Origin of the sequence: Altererythrobacter epoxidivorans (assembly GCF_001281485.1) — a bacterium.
Classification (GTDB): domain Bacteria; phylum Pseudomonadota; class Alphaproteobacteria; order Sphingomonadales; family Sphingomonadaceae; genus Erythrobacter; species Erythrobacter epoxidivorans.
In genome coordinates, this window is record NZ_CP012669.1 from 1,896,619 (window position 1) to 1,914,321 (window position 17,703).

19 protein-coding genes are annotated in these 17,703 nt (G+C 62.3%); 8 read left to right on the forward strand and 11 right to left on the reverse strand.

What is annotated here, in order from left to right:
• Positions 1 to 76: 76 nt before the first annotated feature.
• The 5 genes from AMC99_RS09555 to rpsU form a co-directional block, all read right to left on the reverse strand.
• Positions 77 to 1,225 (reverse strand): glycosyltransferase, encoded by a 1,149-nt coding sequence (locus AMC99_RS09555; protein ID WP_061925985.1) that lies wholly within the window; start codon positions 1,223 to 1,225, stop codon positions 77 to 79.
• Positions 1,225 to 2,706, reverse strand: coding sequence for an Asp-tRNA(Asn)/Glu-tRNA(Gln) amidotransferase subunit GatA (gene gatA, locus AMC99_RS09560; protein ID WP_061925988.1), 1,482 nt, complete (start codon positions 2,704 to 2,706; stop codon positions 1,225 to 1,227). The genes AMC99_RS09555 and gatA overlap by 1 nt, the downstream gene beginning before the upstream one ends.
• Positions 2,706 to 3,008, reverse strand: coding sequence for an Asp-tRNA(Asn)/Glu-tRNA(Gln) amidotransferase subunit GatC (gatC, locus tag AMC99_RS09565; protein ID WP_061925991.1), 303 nt, complete (start codon positions 3,006 to 3,008; stop codon positions 2,706 to 2,708). The genes gatA and gatC overlap by 1 nt, the downstream gene beginning before the upstream one ends.
• 101 nt (positions 3,009 to 3,109) lie before the next feature.
• Entirely contained in the window at positions 3,110 to 3,676 is a 567-nt protein-coding gene (locus tag AMC99_RS09570) for an FKBP-type peptidyl-prolyl cis-trans isomerase (RefSeq protein ID WP_061925993.1), read from the reverse strand.
• 115 nt (positions 3,677 to 3,791) lie between these two features.
• Positions 3,792 to 3,998 carry a 30S ribosomal protein S21 gene (gene rpsU, locus AMC99_RS09575; protein WP_040965003.1) on the reverse strand — a complete coding sequence of 69 codons (207 nt, stop codon included), beginning with the start codon at positions 3,996 to 3,998 and terminating at the stop codon, positions 3,792 to 3,794.
• A gap of 203 nt (positions 3,999 to 4,201) precedes the next feature.
• Between rpsU and crcB the strand changes: the two genes are divergently transcribed.
• The 6 genes from crcB to AMC99_RS09605 are packed head-to-tail and all read left to right on the forward strand — an operon-like array spanning position 4,202 to position 7,922.
• Positions 4,202 to 4,612: a fluoride efflux transporter CrcB gene (gene crcB / locus AMC99_RS09580; RefSeq protein WP_061925995.1), complete on the forward strand. Its 411-nt coding sequence runs from the start codon at positions 4,202 to 4,204 to the stop codon at positions 4,610 to 4,612.
• Positions 4,612 to 5,754 (forward strand): RluA family pseudouridine synthase, encoded by a 1,143-nt coding sequence (locus AMC99_RS09585; protein WP_061925996.1) that lies wholly within the window; start codon positions 4,612 to 4,614, stop codon positions 5,752 to 5,754. The genes crcB and AMC99_RS09585 overlap by 1 nt, the downstream gene beginning before the upstream one ends.
• Positions 5,754 to 6,353, forward strand: coding sequence for an FMN-binding negative transcriptional regulator (locus AMC99_RS09590; RefSeq protein WP_061925998.1), 600 nt, complete (start codon positions 5,754 to 5,756; stop codon positions 6,351 to 6,353). The genes AMC99_RS09585 and AMC99_RS09590 overlap by 1 nt, the downstream gene beginning before the upstream one ends.
• Complete coding sequence (locus tag AMC99_RS09595) at positions 6,350 to 6,997, forward strand: HAD-IA family hydrolase (RefSeq protein WP_061926000.1); 648 nt, start codon at positions 6,350 to 6,352, stop codon at positions 6,995 to 6,997. The genes AMC99_RS09590 and AMC99_RS09595 overlap by 4 nt, the downstream gene beginning before the upstream one ends.
• Entirely contained in the window at positions 6,994 to 7,221 is a 228-nt protein-coding gene (locus AMC99_RS09600) for a hypothetical protein (protein ID WP_061926001.1), read from the forward strand. Before AMC99_RS09595 ends, AMC99_RS09600 begins: the two co-directional genes overlap by 4 nt.
• Positions 7,218 to 7,922, forward strand: coding sequence for an ATP12 family chaperone protein (locus AMC99_RS09605; RefSeq protein ID WP_061926002.1), 705 nt, complete (start codon positions 7,218 to 7,220; stop codon positions 7,920 to 7,922). Before AMC99_RS09600 ends, AMC99_RS09605 begins: the two co-directional genes overlap by 4 nt.
• Here AMC99_RS09605 and AMC99_RS09610 read toward each other — a convergent pair.
• From AMC99_RS09610 to AMC99_RS09625, 4 genes are read right to left on the reverse strand one after another with little or no spacing between them, the layout of a single operon-like run.
• Complete coding sequence (locus AMC99_RS09610) at positions 7,919 to 8,533, reverse strand: ABC-type transport auxiliary lipoprotein family protein (RefSeq protein ID WP_232301360.1); 615 nt, start codon at positions 8,531 to 8,533, stop codon at positions 7,919 to 7,921. The two genes, AMC99_RS09605 and AMC99_RS09610, sit on opposite strands and share 4 nt — an antisense overlap.
• Positions 8,530 to 9,477, reverse strand: a complete 948-nt coding sequence (locus AMC99_RS09615) for an MlaD family protein (protein WP_061926005.1) — start codon at positions 9,475 to 9,477, stop codon at positions 8,530 to 8,532. The genes AMC99_RS09610 and AMC99_RS09615 overlap by 4 nt, the downstream gene beginning before the upstream one ends.
• 38 nt (positions 9,478 to 9,515) lie before the next feature.
• Positions 9,516 to 10,355, reverse strand: coding sequence for an ABC transporter ATP-binding protein (locus tag AMC99_RS09620; protein WP_061926007.1), 840 nt, complete (start codon positions 10,353 to 10,355; stop codon positions 9,516 to 9,518).
• Positions 10,352 to 11,464, reverse strand: a complete 1,113-nt coding sequence (locus AMC99_RS09625; protein WP_061926008.1) for an ABC transporter permease — start codon at positions 11,462 to 11,464, stop codon at positions 10,352 to 10,354. Before AMC99_RS09625 ends, AMC99_RS09620 begins: the two co-directional genes overlap by 4 nt.
• A gap of 115 nt (positions 11,465 to 11,579) precedes the next feature.
• Between AMC99_RS09625 and AMC99_RS09630 the strand changes: the two genes are divergently transcribed.
• Entirely contained in the window at positions 11,580 to 14,309 is a 2,730-nt protein-coding gene (locus tag AMC99_RS09630) for a valine--tRNA ligase (RefSeq protein ID WP_061926009.1), read from the forward strand.
• A gap of 1 nt (position 14,310) precedes the next feature.
• Positions 14,311 to 15,045: a 7-carboxy-7-deazaguanine synthase QueE gene (locus AMC99_RS09635; protein WP_061926010.1), complete on the forward strand. Its 735-nt coding sequence runs from the start codon at positions 14,311 to 14,313 to the stop codon at positions 15,043 to 15,045.
• On the opposite strand, the gene AMC99_RS09640 is transcribed toward AMC99_RS09635, so the two are convergent.
• Both AMC99_RS09640 and AMC99_RS09645 read right to left on the reverse strand, forming a co-directional pair.
• A complete protein-coding gene (locus AMC99_RS09640; protein WP_232301361.1) occupies positions 15,042 to 16,853 on the reverse strand; it encodes an ATP-binding protein in 1,812 nt (603 codons plus the stop codon). The genes AMC99_RS09635 and AMC99_RS09640 overlap by 4 nt on opposite strands.
• 90 nt (positions 16,854 to 16,943) lie before the next feature.
• Positions 16,944 to 17,657, reverse strand: coding sequence for a TIGR02186 family protein (locus tag AMC99_RS09645; RefSeq protein ID WP_232301549.1), 714 nt, complete (start codon positions 17,655 to 17,657; stop codon positions 16,944 to 16,946).
• Positions 17,658 to 17,703 lie beyond the last annotated feature (46 nt).

Genomic DNA, 17,703 nt, shown 5'->3' on the forward strand with positions numbered 1-17,703 from the left:
AATCGCAGGCAGGAAAAGCGCCTTTTCGCCCTGCTCCCGCCATTGCATGAGATGGGGGTTGAATGGCCAACACTGGTCACTTTCGAACCAATCCCTGCAGCAATTCCGCCCGTTCCCTGCCGATAGCACCGTATTCGAAACCGGCAGAGGCATCACGTGCCGCATCGCCGAGCCGCTTGCGCAATCCGGCATCAGACGCGAGACGCCTGATCGCACCTGCGAGCGCGTCGACCTCGCCGGGCTCGATGATCACGCCATTCCGGCCATCTTCGACCAGCCGCCCCGCCCCCATCGGTGTCGTGAGGATCGGGAGGCCGAACGCTGCCGCCTCGCAGGTGACCTGCGGCCCGCCTTCCTCCCGCGTCGGGAAGACGAACAAATCGGCGGTTTGCAGCAGTCGAGAGACATCGCTGACCGGTCCGGCGAATTGGATGCTGGAATCCGTACGATAGGGCGCGATCAAGGGACGAATGGCCTTTTCGATCGGTCCAGCCAGCACCAGCTGGCCATCGATATTGGCCTGTTTCCAAGCCTCAAGAAGCTCGGGCACGCCCTTGCGAACTCCGACACTGCCGAGGAACACGGCCCGGAATCCGACCGGCTTGCGAGTTATCTGCGAACCACCTCCGATCCGCGCCGCGCTCCAGCCGAAGCTCGTCTGCAGGATGCGCTCGGCCCGGATGCCGAGCTCCCACAGGGCAGCATCGACCTCTGCGTTCGATGAGAAAATATAGTCGTAGAGCTTCAGCTCTGCATTCTCGGCCTCGACCATGGCGCCTGTGATGCCGTGCGATGGCACAAGCCCGACCCCGGCATAGGCAGCATCGAGCAAGGGCTTAGCATGGGCCAGCGGGCTGTTGATCATCTCTCGCACGGTCACGAGGCCGCGGCGTTTTGCGCGCTCGACCAGATCGATCGGCACGCCCGGCCAGAACCATGTGACCGTGCCCGGGCGGGCTTCATCGATTGCCGCTGCGTATTGTTGCTTCAGCCTTTCCAGGCCTCGCCTTGCCACCAGTCGGTACGGGACGTGCCGAAAATTCGCGGACAGAGCAGCGCGCACGTCGATGCCCGTAGGGATCGGCTTTCGCGTCCTTACGAGATGCATCCGAGGCGCGAGCCCTGCATCGGCTACGCCTTCCAGCAAGCGGACGCAGCTTTCCGCCGGCCCTCGCGCCGCATAGGAATGCGGGAGCCAGACGAGCACGTCCGGCGAAGGTGACATTACCACCACTTCTCCGGCTGGGCGGTGAAGTTGGCACGCTGTTGTATCGCGAGACCTGCATTGAGCACGCCCTGCTCGTCGAACGGCTTGCCAACCAGCTGCAGCCCGAGCGGCAGGCCGTCGTCCGTCATCATTGCCGGCACGCTCATCGCCGGAAGCCCGGCCAGCGACGCGGGGACGGCGAAGACGTCGTTGAGATACATCGTCAGCGGATCTTCGTTGAGCGAACCCAGCGGGAAGCTGGGCGTCGGCGTCGTCGGCGCAAGGATCACGTCGCATTCGGCCCAGGCGTTCTCGAAATCGCGCGCAACCAGTGCGCGGACCTTCTGTGCCTGGTTGTAATATGCGTCGTAGAAACCGGCCGAAAGCACATAGGTGCCGATCAGGATGCGGCGCTTTACCTCGTCACCGAAACCGGCGGCGCGGGTCGCCGCGTACATGTCCTGCAGTCCTGCGCCGTCGGGAAGATCGCGCAGACCGTAACGCACGCCGTCATAGCGAGCGAGGTTCGACGAGGCTTCTGCCGGGGCGACGATGTAATAGGCAGGCAGCGCATACTTGGTATGCGGCAGCGAGATATCGACGATCTCTGCGCCTGCATCGCGCAGCCATTCCTTGCCCTGTTCCCAGCTCTTGAGGATGGCTTCGTCCGTGCCGTCCATCATGTATTCGCGCGGGATCCCGACCTTCTTGCCCTTCAGGTCGGCGTTCAGACCGGCTTCCCATTCGGGAACCGGCATGTCGAGCGAGGTCGAATCCTTCGGATCGAAACCGGCCATCGCCTCGAGCATGATCGCGCAGTCTTCGATGCTGCGCGCCATCGGGCCGGCCTGGTCGAGACTGCTGGCGAAGGCGACAACGCCCCAGCGGCTGCAACGGCCATAAGTGGGCTTGATGCCGCAAATGCCGGTGAAGGCGGCGGGCTGGCGGATCGAGCCGCCGGTATCGGTGCCGGTAGCGGCCGGCGCGATACGGGCTGCAACTGCAGAGGACGAACCGCCCGACGAACCGCCCGGGCTCATCGCGGCGTTGGTGCCCTCTTTCTTCCACGGTGAATTGACGTTGCCGAAATAGCTCGTCTCGTTCGACGAACCCATCGCGAACTGGTCGAGGTTGAGCTTGCCCAGCATGCCCGCACCTGCATCCCACAAGTTCTGCGAGACGGTACTTTCGTATTCGGGATCGAAACCTTCGAGGATGTGGCTCGCAGCGGTCGTCTGGACGCCCTTGGTCGCGAACAGGTCCTTCATGCCGATCGGCACGCCGCCCATCTTGCCGAGCGGTTCGCCCTTGGCGCGCTTCGCATCGGTCGCGTCGGCAGCGGCGAGCGCATGATCCGGCGTCGTAACGATGAAAGCATTCAGTTCGGCGGCTTCGGCCACGGCCGCGTTGAAAGCTTCCGCCACTTCGCGTGCGGTAAAGTCGCCGCCGGCCACGCCGTCACGGATGGCCTTCACGCCAAGCTGGGTAAAATCGGTCATTATTCAATCACCTTGGGAACGCCGAAGAAGCCGTGTTCGGCAACCGGCGCATTCGCCAGAATATCGTCGCGGCGATTGCCGCCGGTCTTGGGGTCTGCATCGACGACATCGTCGCGCAGGCGCAACGTATTCGGGATCACGGCCGTCATCGGCTCGACACCCGAGGTATCGACTTCACCCAGTTGCTCGACCCAGGCGAGGATATTGTTGAGTTCCGGCACCATCCGGTCGAGCTGTTCGTCGTCCATCCTGATGCGCGCCAGCCCGGCGATCTTCGCCACGGTAGCCCTGTCAACCGACATAGAAATATACTCCGACGGACATTCGTTGTCCTTCGCTGGTAATGTGGAATTGCACGAGCGCGCTAGCAGTGCGGCACCCGAGCTTCAAGCGAGCGTGAGGCCTATTGGCCCTGTTGCGGTGCCTGTTGCCCTTGCTGCATTGCGCCGCTTTCCTGCTGCATCATCTGCTGGAGCATGTTGATGCGGCGCTGGAAGTCTTCGCGGGTCATGAAATCGACCAGCTCGACATCGAAATAGAGGTCGCTGTTCGGCGGGATCGGGGCGCCTTCGGGCGGCGTCGCACCATATCCGAGTTCTGCCGGAATGAAGAGTTCGTACTTGCCGCCCTTTTGCATCTGCATCGCGCCGGTACGGAAACCTTCGACCATCTGGTCGAGCGGCAGCGGATTGCCTGCGGGGAAGATGCCTTCGATCGGCAGGGGGATGTCCTGCGACTTGTCGAACTCGGTCCCGTCGGCGAGCTTGCCGACATATTTCACGAAGACCACATCTTCAGGGCCGGGATTGGGGCCGGTGCCTTCTACGAGTGTGTCCACGCTCACGCCCTTGGGCATGGCGGCCCACGCAATGCCCGCCCCGATCAGAATCGCGACGATGACGCCGAGCCAAAGCTTGGTAAGCGAGCCCTTTTCGATCGGCTGCAACGGAACACGGGTAACTTCGGCCATAAAACGATCCTGAAAGATTGGCAGCGCCCAAGCAAAAGGGCGCGGATTTGGTCCGCGCCCTGATGGCTTATCGTGAGTGTGCGTTCAAGCGCGAATGCACCTGAAAACGGACGGCTTACTTGATGCCGTCGCGTTCCATCCGCTTGCGCTCAAGCTTGCGAGCGCGACGAACGGCAGCAGCCTTTTCACGGGCGCGCTTTTCGCTCGGCTTTTCGAAGTGACGACGCAGCTTCATCTCGCGATACACCCCCTCACGCTGCAGCTTCTTCTTAAGCGCGCGGAGAGCCTGGTCGACGTTGTTATCGCGGACGATGATCTGCATAAAATCCAACACCTCACTACAATAGCGTAGAGCCCGCATGCAGCGCGGGTTGCGCCTTTGAATAGTCAAAGAAAATTGCGCCGAATCCCTGTTGGATCGGCTCGAACTGGGGCGCCTATAGTCAAAACACCCCCCATTGGCAAGGGAAAGCGAGGGGGTTTCGCGCTAGGCAGGAACCGGCGGTGTCGCTAAGAGGCGGGCAAATGTCAGTTACTTCCCCCCTCTTCGCTTCTGCAACAGTCGCCATCGGCGGTGCTGTCGGGGCCGTTTCGCGCTACCAGCTGGGCCGCGCGATCACGGCCTGGCTCGGCCCGTTGACGGTTAGCGCATTTCCCTGGGCGACCCTTGCCGCCAATGTCATCGGCAGCCTCGCCATGGGCCTGCTGGCCGGTTGGCTCGCGCGGCATGGCGATTTGGGTAGCGACCAGATTCGCCTGTTCGTCGGGGTTGGCCTGCTGGGCGGGTTCACCACCTTCAGCGCGTTCAGCCTCGAACTGATGGTTTTGATAGAGCGCGGCGATGCCGCACTGGCGCTCGCCTATGCCGCAGTGTCGGTCCTCGCGGGCCTGACGGCACTTTATATCGGGCTGATCGTCATGAGGATTGCCGCCTGATGTCCAACGAAGTCCGCCAGTTCACCATCGCTGAAGACGATGACGGCATCCGCATTGATCGCTGGTTCAAGCGCAACCTGCCGCAGATCGGTTTCGGCACGGTCTCCAAATGGGCGCGTACCGGCCAGATCCGCGTCGATGGCAAGCGTGTGAAGCCCGACGACCGTCTTGCCACCGGCCAGGTCCTTCGCGTGCCTCCGGGCGGCGAACAGCAAGGTGCCAAGAAGACCTCCCAGCGCCGCGAGCTTACCGAAGAAGAACTGTCGGAAGCGCAGGACATGGTCATCAAGACCACGAAGTCCGCAATCGTCCTCAACAAGCCGCCGGGGCTCGCCACTCAGGGTGGCAGCAAGACATTCAAGCATGTCGATGGCCTGCTCGACGCCTATCACACCGACGACGAACCGCGCCCGCGCCTGGTCCACCGGCTCGACAAGGATACGAGCGGCGTCCTGCTGATCGCGCGCACTCCGGGCAGCGCGGCGAGCTATTCGAAACGGTTTTCGGGGCGCAGCGCGCGCAAGGTCTATTGGGCGCTGGTGGTCGGCGTTCCCGAAGTATCGGAGGGGACGATCGATGCCCCGCTCGCCAAGCAGCCGGGCACCGGCGGCGAGAAGATGCATGTCGACGAGGAAAACGGCCAGCGCGCTGTAACCCGCTATCGCATAGTCGAGCGTGCCGGTAACCGTGCGGCCTGGGTTGAACTCGAACCGTTGACTGGGCGCACGCACCAGCTACGTGTCCACCTTGCAGCCATCGGGCATCCGATCCTGGGTGACGGCAAATACGGCGGGCAGGATGCTTTCCTGACCGGCGCAGTCAGCCGCAAGATGCATCTTCATGCGCGCCGGCTCGTCATTTCGGAGCCGGGCGGCGGCAAGCTGGACGTGACCGCAGACTTGCCGGAGCATTTTGCCGCGACGATGGACGTCCTCGGCTTCGACCTTTCGCTCAGCAATGCCGAACCGCTCAAAGGCGACGAAGCGCCCGAGCGCACCCCGGCGGAAAAGAAGCAGGCCGCGCGCGCCCATGCCAAGCAATATCGCAAGGCCCGCCGCGGCGAGAGGCGGACCAGAACGGTATCGAAGACAACAGCCAAGAAGGCCAAGCCCAAGGGCGGTCCGAAAGGCAAGAAGCGCTAATGCATCCCAACCCGCTATTTCGCAGCGAAGATCGCGAATTGCAGGAAATGCTGATCGACCAGATCGGGTTCGGCATGGTTTTCTGCACCACGCCCGACGGGCCGCGCGTTGCGCACACCCCACTTCTTTCCACCGGCGACGGGGCGATCCAGTTCCACCTCGCAAGGGGCAACGCCCTCAGCCGCCATCTCGACGGTGCGACCGCCCTGGTGACGATCAACGGTCCCGACGCTTATGTCAGCCCGCGCTGGTACGACAATCGCGATACGGTTCCGACCTGGGACTATGTCGCGCTCGAACTTGAAGGCCGTGTGCGCAAGATGGACGAGGACGGCGTCGAAGCCCTGCTCCATGCGCTGATCGAGCGGCACGAAACCCGGGTCGAGGGCGAACGCTGGCGGGCAGAGGAATCGAGCGAGGCAACCTGGAACGGGCTGCGCAAGGGGATCGTCGGTTTCGAGCTGGAGATCCAGGCGCGGCGACCGACCTTCAAGCTGTCGCAGAAGCGCACCGATCACGAGCGTGAGAGGATTGCGCTCGGCCTCGAGCTTTCCGGCAGCCCGGCGCTGGCGCATTTGATGCGAACGCTCGCGAAATGACGCGGCTTGCCGTTTTCGATTGCGACGGCACGCTCGTCGACGGGCAGGCTGATGTCTGCCAGGCGATGGGCGAGGCCTTTGCCATGGCGGACATGGAAGCGCCCGACATGAACGAGGTCCGCCGGATCGTCGGGTTGAGCCTGCCGGTCGCGATCAGGCGCCTGGTAGCGGATGTCGAAGACCAGGCGGTCTCCGAGCTGGTCGCCAACTACAAGCAGGCCTTCTTTGCCCGGCGCGAGGCAGGACGGCTGAACGAGCCGCTGTATGACGGCATCCTGCCGCTACTCCACCGCCTCCACGACGATGGCTGGCAGCTGGCTGTCGCCACCGGAAAATCGGATCGCGGACTGTTCGCCTGCCTTGAAGGGCATGGCATCAGGGAGATGTTCGTGTCGCTCCAGACCGCCGACCGGCACCCTTCGAAGCCGCACCCGGCGATGCTGGAAGCCGCATTGTTCGAAGCCGGGGCATCCCCGTCGGAGGCCGTCATGATCGGCGATACCACCTTCGACATTCACATGGCCCGCGACGCCAACGTCAAAGCGATCGGCGTTGCCTGGGGCTATCACACGCCCGCTGAACTGACCGAGGCAGGCGCTGCTGCCGTCGCGAAAGACGCGGCCCACCTGGGGGAAATCCTGTGACCGACGAGAGAGCCAAGGCTGACGAAATCGCCAAGCGCCGCTTCATGGCGATCAACCTCATCCGCATCAGCGGCGTGGTTTTCGTGATGGCTGGCCTCGCCATCGTCCAGGGCGCGATCGATTGGCCGAAGGAAGCGGGTTATGCGCTTTCCATTATCGGCCTGTTCGATGTCTTCGTGATGCCGCAGGTCCTGTCCCGCAAATGGCGGAGCAAGGATCGGTGAGGAAGTTCTACAAACAGGCGGATGCCAGGCAGGTCGAAGGCGGCTGGCAGGTCCATCTCGACGGACGCGGGGTAAAGACCCCTGCGACTAGGCCGCAAATCGTCCCGACCGAGTCGCTGGCGCTGGCTCTGGCCGAGGAATGGAACCGGCAGGGCGAAAAAATCGATCCGAAGAGCTTCCTGTTCCGCGACCACGCCGATTTCGCGATCGACATGGTCGCCCCTTCGCGCGACGAAGTGATCGACAAGCTCGTCAGCTATGGCGAGACCGATACGCTTTGCTACCGCGCCGACCCGGAAGACGCACTTTACGCACGCCAGCAGGAGGTGTGGGAGCCGCTGCTCGGCCATCTAGAAGTTCGTCACGGCATCCGGTTCCAGCGCGTCAGCGGCATCATGCACAAGCCGCAGCCGCCGGAAACTCTCGACAAGCTGCGCCAGCATCTCGCCTCGCTTGACGATTTCACCCTTGGCGGATTGACGGCAATGGCATCGCTCGCCGCCTCGCTGAGCATTGCACTGCTCGCTATTGACGAGGATGTGAACGATACAGCCTCGCTCTGGCGCGATGCGAGCCTGGAGGAAGAGTGGCAGGCAGACCTGTGGGGACGCGACAGCGAGGCCGAGGCGCAGCGTGAGAGGCGCTGGCAGGACTTTTCAGCCGCCGCCGCTTTTGTCGATCTGGCTAAACCCGGCGCCTAGGCGCCAGCAACCCAGGCGGATACCTGCCGTGCCACGTCATTGGCGGCGCGATTGAGCGCAGCACCCACGGGCGCCGCTTCTGCAAGCACTCCCGGCTCGCTCGCCTCGAACCGCTGTGTCTGGACCACGCCGTCCCTGATCCGCATGGCATCGAATTGCATCACGACGCTGCCGCTCGCAACGTCATAGCCGAACTTGCGGATCGTGCCGTGCACATGCGTACCGCTCGACAGCGGGGATTCGTCACCATCGAGAACCACGGTTCCCCGTTCCACCCGCATCGTTTCCGCGAGCAGGCGGCGGAACAGGCGCGATGGTTTTTCCACCCAGACCGCATCTTGCAAATAGGCGAGTTCAGTCGCGGTCACCTGCACCGGCACACGATTGACGTCGATTGCAGCGGGCACTTCGGGTTCATGCACGACGATGGCTTCATCGCGTGCGACGCTCTGCGCGGTCCCGGCAGGGCTGGTCTGCTCTGCGGTCAGCGTCAGAAGACGGTCAGGCGGATCTTCGCCCAGGCTGATGCAGCCCGCCAGCAAGGCCATGGGGGCCGCCAGCAATGCCAGCCGGAATGATGTGCTCGCGTGCATGGCTCGGGTAATCCTCATGGCTTGTAATCCGGCAGCGACTGGCCTTTCAGCACGGCGCCTGCCCCCTGGTTTTCGAGTTTCTCGGTTACGTTACGCAGCGCCTTGCTGGTGGCGCGCAGGTCCTGAAGCGTCGCTTCGGCTGCGGGCAGCGTGCTCTCCGACAGCTGGCGCGCTGCGGGTCGCGTATCCTCGAGCGTGGAGGAAAGCGATTTTGCCGCATCGTTTGCCGATTTGAGCGTCACGCGAAGCTGGTCGGCGAGCGAAGCCCCTTCCTTGTTCAGCAGCTGGTCGGTCGACTGGGTGACCTTTTCGAAGGAATCGAGCGCTTCGCTTGCTTCGCGCAGGGTCACCTGCAGTTCGGCGAGTGTCCGTTCCATCTGCGGTGCAGCGTCGGCAAGGCTGTCCGTCATGCGATTGGTGTTGCGCAGGATGCCTGCGATCGATGCCTGGTTATCGTCCGACAGCAATTCGGTCAGGCGTTCGGTCAGCGTTGCCAGCCGCTCCAGCAGCAGCGGAGCATCGGAAAGCAGCGCATTCAAGCCGCCGTCCTTGGGCGGAATGACCGGCTTGCCTTCGGGGCAGGCGGTGGTTTCGCAGGTAATGGCGGGCGCACCCGCACGAGCGCCGTCCAACAGGATGGTGGAAACGCCGGTGAACGACCCCTGGATGGTCGCCGTGGTCCCGACAAGGATCGGAACGTCTTCACGCACGGCCACGCGAACGCGAACGAAATCGGGGTCTTTTTCATACAGGCGGATTTCGCTGACCTGCCCAACCGGGACACCGGCGAAGGAGACCTCGGAACCGCGCGCAAGGCCCGATACCGACTGCTGGAAAAGGATGTCGTATTCGGACTGTTCGCCCTGCCCCAGTCGTGCGAGCCACACGATGAAGCCCGCCAGCAGAGCCAGCAGGACCAGCGTGACAGCCCCTACCCAAAGATGATTGGCACGTGTTTCCATGAACTTGCCTTAATCCCCGCTTTGCCGCTGTTTGTCCATCACCTTGCACGTTCCTTGCTCGCCAGGGCCGCGCGACCGCGGGGACCGTTGAAATATTCGTCGATCCACGGATGATCGGTTTCGAGCAGTTCCGGGATGGTGCCGACCGCGATGACTTTCTTATCCGCGAGCACGGCGACCCGGTCGCAAATCTCGTAAAGCGTATCGAGGTCGTGGGTGATCAGGAACACCGTAAGTCCCAACGTTTCCTTCAGTTCCCGGGTGAGCTGGTCGAACTTCGCCGCCCCGATGGGATCGAGCCCGGCAGTAGGTTCGTCGAGGAACAATAGCTCGGGATCGAGTGCCAGCGCGCGGGCAAGGCCGGCGCGCTTTTTCATGCCGCCAGAAAGCTCCGAAGGATATTTCGCGGCTGCATCTTCCGGCAGGCCCGAAAGCATGACCTTGTAACGCGCGATCTCGCGGCGAAGCTCGGCGCCGATCTCGGGATAGAACTGCTTGAGCGGCACTTCGACGTTTTCGCCGACGGTCAGGGTCGAAAACAGCGCGCCGCCCTGAAACAGGACGCCCCAGCGGCTGCGCACACCGATTTCTTCGTCCGGCTCGGCATTGGTGATCGACCTGCCGAAAATCTCGATATGTCCGGCAGTGGGCTGCTGCAGGCCGATAATCGCTCGCATCAGGACCGACTTGCCCGTGCCGGAACCGCCGACGACACCGAGGATTTCTCCGCGATTGACCTTGAGGTCGAGGTCGTCGTGCACGACGTGTTCACCGAACTGCGTACGCAATCCTTCGACCACGATCGGATGGTCGCCCCTGAACCGCTCGTGCCGGTTGGGCGCATTCTGGTGGCTGTGCTCCAGATCGGTGTCGCTCATCCCCAACCGATCTCCGTGAAGAACACGGCGAAGAAGGCATCGAGCACGATCACGGCGAAAATGGCGGAAACGACCGCCATCGTCGTGCGCAGGCCGACCTCTTCGGAATTCCCGGCAACCTGCATCCCGTTATAGCAACCGGCCAACGCCACGATCAGGCCGAAAACCGGCGCCTTGATCAGGCCGACCCAGAGATCATAGATCGGCACGACTTCCTTGATCCTTTCAAGGAACGTCCAGAACGGGATGCCGAGCATCAGGTCCCCGACCACCGCGCCGCCGACGATTGCGACAACGGAGGCATAGAAGCCCAGCACGATCATCATGAAGGTGCAGGCGATGATGCGCGGAATGACCAGCGCCTCGATCGGCGAAATGCCGATGGTGCGCATCGCATCGACTTCTTCGGTCAGCTTCATCGTACCGATCTGCGCTGCGAAAGCAGATCCGGACCGGCCAGCGACCATGATTGCGGTCATCAACACGCCCAGTTCGCGCAGCGTAATCCGGCCGACGAGGTTCACGGTCAGCGTTTCTGCACCGAAGGCAGCAAGCTGCACCGCACCCTGCTGTGCGATCACGATTCCGATCAGGAAGCTCATGAGGCCGATAATCGGCAATGCATCGACACCGACGAGTTCCAGCTGGCGTACCAGCGCCTTTCCGCGAAAACGCGAAGGATGCCGGAACAGGCTGAACACCGCGAGGATTACCTGGCCGAGGAAGCCCACGACTCCCTTCATCCCGGCAAAGCCGTTCATGACCATCTGGCCCATCGCTTCGGGCACGCGCAGCCAGACGCTCTGCCGGTCGGGCCGCAACTCGGCGTCGTTGCCTGCCCCCTGGACAGCCTTGATCAGGCGCTGTGCACGGTCGCTCGCGCCGACGATTTCCGCGTCGTTGCGGGAGGCGAGCCGGCAGGCGACCCAGGCACCGACAGTGTCGATTTCGGTGACACCCGAAAGATCGAGCCGGCCGAAAGGTTCGTCAATCGAATCAAGCGCATCGTCGATATTGCCGATCGACGACACGAGATAGGGTCCGGAAAGGGCAAGAACGCCCTGCCCCCCGTCATCGTGCTCGATTGCGAATTGCGCCCCATCGCTCATGCTCGGGGCTATGCGGGTAAAATCCCGCTATAACAAGCGGTGAGTGCTTCTCGACACGCCCGTTCGCCCTTCCCCGTTGCTTCGCACTCGCAGCGCTGGCAAAGGCGGGTCCGACATGACGACACAACTCGACACCACTTTCGATCCCGCGCAAATCGAACAGCGCTGGTATGCCCATTGGGAAGACAATGGCCTGTTCCGTCCCGAGCGGCCGGATGCCGAACCCTTCACGATCGTGAACCCGCCGCCGAACGTGACCGGCAGCCTCCATATCGGGCACGCGCTCGACAACACGCTGCAGGATATCGTCATCCGTTACGAGCGGCTCCGCGGCAAGGATGCGCTGTGGGTCGTTGGCACCGACCATGCCGGTATCGCCACGCAGATGGTGGTCGAACGCCAGATGGAGGAGCGCCAGGACAAGCGTACCAACTATTCGCGCGAAGACTTCATCGACAAGGTGTGGGAATGGAAGGCTGAATCGGGCGGCACGATCACCCGCCAGCTTCGCCGCCTCGGCTGTTCGATGGACTGGAGCCGCGAACAGTTCACGATGGACGAGCATTTCACCAAGGCCGTGCTCAAGGTCTTCGTCGATCTGTACAACGACGGGCTGATCTATCGCGACAAGCGGCTGGTAAACTGGGACCCAAAGCTCAAGACTGCGATTTCGGATCTCGAGGTCGAACAACAGACCATTCCGGGCAGTTTCTGGCACTTTAAGTACCCTCTAGAGTCCGGTGTGACTCTCTCGGACGGGCGCGATTACATCGAGGTCGCCACAACTCGCCCCGAAACCATGCTCGCCGACATGGCGGTCGCGGTTCATCCCGACGACGAGCGTTACATGAGCGTAGTCGGCAAGTACGTGATCCTGCCGATCACCGGTCGCCGCATCCCTATCGTGGCCGACGAACATGCCGATCCTGAGCTGGGTTCGGGCGCGGTGAAGATCACCCCGGGGCATGACTTCAACGACTTCGAAGTGGGCAAGCGCGCAGGCATCGCTCCTGCCGACATGCTCAACATGCTCGATGGCGATGCCAACGTCTGCCAGACCGCAGATGGCCTGGTGCCGGAGGAATATCTCGGCCTGCACCGCTTCAAGCGGAACGGCGTCGATGGTGCGCGCGAGCTGGTCGTCCAGCGCCTCAAGGAGCAGGGCTATCTGATCCCGCATATCGCCAAGACCAAGAAGGGCGAGGAAGTCGAACACGACGCCGAACCGCGCCAGATCGCGACGCCTTTTGGTGACCGCGGCGGCGTGGTCATCGAGCCCTGGCTAACCGATCAGTGGTATGTGAATGCCGAGGAACTTGCGAAGAAGCCCATTGCGGCGGTCAAGTCTGGCGAAATCGAAATCGTCCCCAAGAGCTGGGAAAAGACCTTCTTCAACTGGATGGAGAACATCCAGCCGTGGTGCGTCAGCCGCCAGCTATGGTGGGGTCACCGAATTCCCGCGTGGTATACTGACGACGGCAGTGTCTATGTTGCGATGACCGAAGAAGAGGCCCAGGCGCAAGCTGGCGAAGGCGCCACTCTGACCCGCGACAATGACGTGCTCGATACGTGGTTCTCATCCGCGCTGTGGCCCTTCGCCACGCTCGGCTGGCCGGATGATACGGCGCTGATGCGGAAGCATTATCCCAACAACCTGCTCATCAGCGGTTTCGACATCCTGTTCTTCTGGGATGCCCGCATGATGATGGCGGGGTACTACAACACGGATAAGGCCCCGTGGCCGCGCCTTTACCTCCACGGCCTTGTCCGCGCGGCAGACGGCGCAAAAATGTCCAAGTCCAAGGGTAATGTCGTCGATCCGCTCGGCCTGATCGAGCAGTACGGTGCCGATGCGCTGCGCTTCTTCATGGCAGCGATGGAAAGCCAGGGCCGCGACATCAAGATGGATGAAAAGCGGGTCGAAGGTTACCGCAACTTCGCTACCAAGCTTTGGAACGCCACGCGCTTCTGCCAGTCGAACGGCATCGGCGCGTCGGACACGATCAAGGCTCCGGAAGCGAAGCTCGCCGCCAACCAGTGGATCATCGGTGAAGTCCAGCAGACGGTAGAGGCGCTCGACGCGGCAATGGCCGATCTGCGCTTCGACGCTGCCGCCAACACCATCTACCAGTTCACCTGGTCGCGTTTCTGCGACTGGTATCTCGAACTGATCAAACCGGTGTTCGCAGGCGACGTCGATAGTCCGGCAGCAATCGAAACCCGTGCGGTTGCCGGATGGGCGCTCGACCAGATTCTCGTCATGCTGCACCCCTTCATGCCCTTCATCACCGAAGAGCTGTGGCACGCGCAGGGAAGCCGCCCATACGAACTGATCCTCGCCAAGTGGCCCGATCCGCGCGCGAGTGTTTCGAAGGAAGCAACCGACGCCATCGACTGGGTGATCGACCTAACCACCAATGTCCGCAGCGCCAAGAACGAGCTCGGTATCGCGCCGGGTGCCAAACTGGCGGCCTTCATCGCCAGGCCGTCCGACGTGGCATCGCGCACGATCGAACGCAGCAGCGCGGCGATCGAACGCCTCGCCCGCCTGACGCCGGTGACCGTTGGCGAAGCGCCTGCCGGCCCCGCCATGCAAGTGACCGCCGGTTCGGATGTTTTCGTCGTGCCGCTGGAAGGCGTGATCGACATCGATGCCGAGCGCTCGCGTCTCGGCAAGGCACTCGAAACCTCGCAGAAGGAAGCGAAGTCGCTCGAAGGACGGCTCGCGAACCCGAATTTCGTCGAACGGGCCAAGCCCGAAGCGGTCGAGAAAGCGCGTGAGGACCACGCGCATCACGTTGGCGAGATCGAGCGGCTGACGGCGGCACTGGCGCGGCTGGGGTGATGTGGCTCTAGTCCTTGCCACTGACGACACGGGCGGACCCGAAATCTTCGCTTCGTTGCAAGGCGAAGGGCCAAGCGCCGGTATGCCGGTCGCCTTTGTCAGGCTGTCGCGCTGCAACCTCGCCTGCGTGTGGTGCGACACGGCCTACACATGGCACTTTGAGGGCGACAATCGACCGCATCGCAGCGACGAGACTTATGATCGCAAGGCCAACCAGGTCACGCTCGAAGTTGGCGAGGTAGCCCAGCGGATTGCTGCGCTGGGGCAGGACCGCCTCGTCATCACCGGCGGCGAACCGCTGATGCAAGGCGCAGCGCTGGCCGAACTGGCCGAAGCGCTACCTGATATGGCGATCGAGATCGAAACCAACGGAACGACCAAGGCGCCGGTACGGCTCGATATCCGGGTTGATCAGTTCAACGTTAGCCCCAAGCTTTCCCATTCGGGCAACCCGGCAGAACTGGCGCTGATCCCCGAGCGGCTCGACGCCTATGCCACGGATCCGCGCGCGTTCTTCAAATTCGTGATTGCCGATCCGTCGGACGTGGACGAGGTGCTTTCGCTGCACGAGCGCTACCGGTTGAGGCCGGGGCACGTATTCCTGATGCCCGAAGGCACCGACAGCGCGACGCTACGGGAACGCGAGGCCTGGTTGAGCGAGCTGTGCGTGCAGCACGGCTTTCGCATGAGCGACCGGCTGCACATCCATCTCTACGGCGATACGCGGGGAACCTAGCCCTGCGAACGCCAGCGCTGGACGACGCGCTGGACCGTATCTTCCTCGCCGCCGCTCTGGCTCCAGAGTTCGACGAAGCTCGGGTCTTCCGACGCCGGACGCTTGCTTTCTTCCAGATTGTCGAACGACACGCGGATGGGAATGGCGACACCTTCGCCGCAGATGATGCACTCGCGGTTGCGCAATGCAGGGATACTGTCGAGGAAGCCGCGTGCGCCTTCTGGCATCGCGGCCTTCACGAAAGCCTGGTCGCGGTCGTTGTTGAGGCGCATCGAGATGATGGTGCCGCACTGCGGCAGTACGCCTTCTGCAAGGTCCGACGGACGCTGGGTGATTAGGCCCAGCGAGATACCGTATTTACGGCCTTCCTTGGCGATGCGGGACAGGATGTTGCCGACCGACGATCCGTCCGCGTTCTTCTCGCTCGGAACGTAGCGGTGGGCTTCTTCACACACCAGCAGGATCGGGCGCGTCTGGTCTTCGCGGCCCCAGATCGCAAAGTCGAATACGAGGCGGCTGAGGACTGCGACCACGGTTGACGTGATGTCTGACGGGACACCCGAAACGTCGATGATCGAAATCGGCTTGCCGTTTGACGGCATACGGAAAACCTTGCCGATGAAATCCGTCATTGTGTCGCCGACCAGCATACCCGAGAACATGAACTGGTAGCGCGGATCGGCCTTGATCTCGTCGAGCTTGTTCTTGATCCGCATGTACGGCGCGGATGAAGTCGCCTTGTCGAGCTTGCCCATTTCGTCCTGGATCGCGTTCGACAGGTCGGAAAGCAAGTACGGAACCGGCGAATCCACCGTGATCTTGCCCATGCTTTCGGCAAGACGGTTCTTCTGGCGCGAGCGCAGCAGACACTTGGCGAGAATATCGGCATCGACCTGGCGTTCGTTGCCGTCGCTAGTCAGCAGGACTTCGCAATGTTCCTCGAAGTTCATCAGCCAGTACGGCATGTTGAGGTTCGATACGTCGAGGATCATGCCGGTCTGGCGGAATGCTGCCGAATACTCGCCGTGCGGGTCGATCATCACGATATGACCTTCGGGCGCAGCCTGGCAAATACGATGCAGGATCAGCGCGGCGCTGGTCGATTTACCGGTACCGGTCGAGCCAAGCAGTGCGAAGTGCTTGCCCAGCATGGCGTCGATATAGAGACCTGCCCGGATATCCTTTGTCGGATAGACAGTGCCGATTTCGACATTGGTTCGGCCGTCGCTGGCATAGACCTGTTTGAGGTCAGGCGTCGTCGCAGGATAGATCAACGCACCGGGAATGGGATAACGGGTCACACCGCGGCGGAAACCGTGCAGGCGACCGGTCAGCTTTTCTTCCACGCCTTCGCCGAGGAAGTCGATATTGGCGAGGATGCCGCCATTGGCGCGGCGGTCCTTACGCTGGTTGCGAACGCTGGCCAGCAGCCAGCTGTCGCCAACGCGAATCTTGATCTGACTACCGACCTGTCCAGCGAGCGCGATCGACGGATCATCGTCGACCATGCATTCGTTCAGACGTTCGAGATCGAGCGCGATCTGCGAGCCCGAGCCGGCAATTTCCAGGACCACGCCGATAGGCATGCGCGCATTGTCGAGATCGTCTTCCGCGTAAGCCTGCTGGGGTTTGGCAGCGTTCGACTGCGGCGGATTGGCCGGCTGCGCGGAAGGTGCCGGAGCCTGGGCAGGTGCGACTGGCGAAGCCGCCGGTCCATTTGCCGGAGCGCTTGCCGGTGCCTCGCCAAGCGGCGATAGCGGCTGCGCATTGGCAAACTTGTCGAAATTCTGATTACCCATATCGGTCATCGAGTGCCCCAAATCCCTAACTGTTTAATGGGTTGGGGTTCGCAGATCGGGGTTAAAATCGCGTCAACGCTCTGCCAACCACGTGGGAGATCAATTGCGTGCGAAGAGCCTTCCGGCGAGCACGCCCATGCCGATCGACAATGTCACGGCGACCAGACCGTAAATCAGCGACCACTGCTTCGACGCAATTTCGACGAACCGTTCGAAGCCGACCTTCTTGACCTCCACATCGGCAATTGCCGACGCGATCACGCGCCCATCGGTGATGGCGAAGGTCTCGGCGGTGTATTTGCCCGTCGACACGTTTGAAGGAAGCGAGATGCGAGCCTGGTAAAGAACGTCCTCGGTGATGGTGACGCCGTTCATGTCCTGCTTGTAGAGGCCCTGGCGTTCGCGCTGGTCCACCAGTCCGCGAGAGAACCGGGTCTGCTTTTCCGGATCGATCACGCCCGATGGCGACAACTGGATAAAATCCGTGCCGAGTTCGTAGATGGCGGCGGTGCGGTCGTCCACGATATCGGACACCTCGTTCGACGAAGCTACCGCGAAGAACGATGGCGCAGAGCGGAAATCGGAACTTTCCGCATTCATCCAGATACCGATGATGCGTTCTTTCTCACGCATCCGGATCGGCTCGGTCGGACCTTTGAGCACGACGACGATGTCGTATTGCGCCCCTGCCCTTCGCCCGGCGGGATCGAGGATCGCACCATACAGCAGCAATTCCGTACCGGTGAAGCCCTGCCGTACCTGCACTTCGCTCTGCGAAACCTCAGGCACGAGGATGGCATCGCGCTGCCCCATAAGCATCAGGCCCGCAAGGAGCGCGATCGCAACCCTGGCTCCGCGC

Excerpts from the sequence above, each read along its gene's own strand:
- AMC99_RS09555 (WP_061925985.1), bottom strand. The coding sequence starts at position 1,225 with ATGTCACCTTCGCCGGACGTGCTCGTCTGGCTCCCGCATTCCTATGCG.
- gatA (WP_061925988.1), bottom strand. The coding sequence starts at position 2,706 with ATGACCGATTTTACCCAGCTTGGCGTGAAGGCCATCCGTGACGGCGTG.
- gatC (WP_061925991.1), bottom strand. The coding sequence starts at position 3,008 with ATGTCGGTTGACAGGGCTACCGTGGCGAAGATCGCCGGGCTGGCGCGC.
- AMC99_RS09570 (WP_061925993.1), bottom strand. The coding sequence starts at position 3,676 with ATGGCCGAAGTTACCCGTGTTCCGTTGCAGCCGATCGAAAAGGGCTCG.
- rpsU (WP_040965003.1), bottom strand. The coding sequence starts at position 3,998 with ATGCAGATCATCGTCCGCGATAACAACGTCGACCAGGCTCTCCGCGCG.
- crcB (WP_061925995.1), top strand. The coding sequence starts at position 4,202 with ATGTCAGTTACTTCCCCCCTCTTCGCTTCTGCAACAGTCGCCATCGGC.
- AMC99_RS09585 (WP_061925996.1), top strand. The coding sequence starts at position 4,612 with ATGTCCAACGAAGTCCGCCAGTTCACCATCGCTGAAGACGATGACGGC.
- AMC99_RS09590 (WP_061925998.1), top strand. The coding sequence starts at position 5,754 with ATGCATCCCAACCCGCTATTTCGCAGCGAAGATCGCGAATTGCAGGAA.
- AMC99_RS09595 (WP_061926000.1), top strand. The coding sequence starts at position 6,350 with ATGACGCGGCTTGCCGTTTTCGATTGCGACGGCACGCTCGTCGACGGG.
- AMC99_RS09610 (WP_232301360.1), bottom strand. The coding sequence starts at position 8,533 with ATGAGGATTACCCGAGCCATGCACGCGAGCACATCATTCCGGCTGGCA.
- AMC99_RS09615 (WP_061926005.1), bottom strand. The coding sequence starts at position 9,477 with ATGGAAACACGTGCCAATCATCTTTGGGTAGGGGCTGTCACGCTGGTC.
- AMC99_RS09620 (WP_061926007.1), bottom strand. The coding sequence starts at position 10,355 with ATGAGCGACACCGATCTGGAGCACAGCCACCAGAATGCGCCCAACCGG.
- AMC99_RS09625 (WP_061926008.1), bottom strand. The coding sequence starts at position 11,464 with ATGAGCGATGGGGCGCAATTCGCAATCGAGCACGATGACGGGGGGCAG.
- AMC99_RS09630 (WP_061926009.1), top strand. The coding sequence starts at position 11,580 with ATGACGACACAACTCGACACCACTTTCGATCCCGCGCAAATCGAACAG.
- AMC99_RS09640 (WP_232301361.1), bottom strand. The coding sequence starts at position 16,853 with ATGACCGATATGGGTAATCAGAATTTCGACAAGTTTGCCAATGCGCAG.
- AMC99_RS09645 (WP_232301549.1), bottom strand. The coding sequence starts at position 17,657 with ATGGGGCAGCGCGATGCCATCCTCGTGCCTGAGGTTTCGCAGAGCGAA.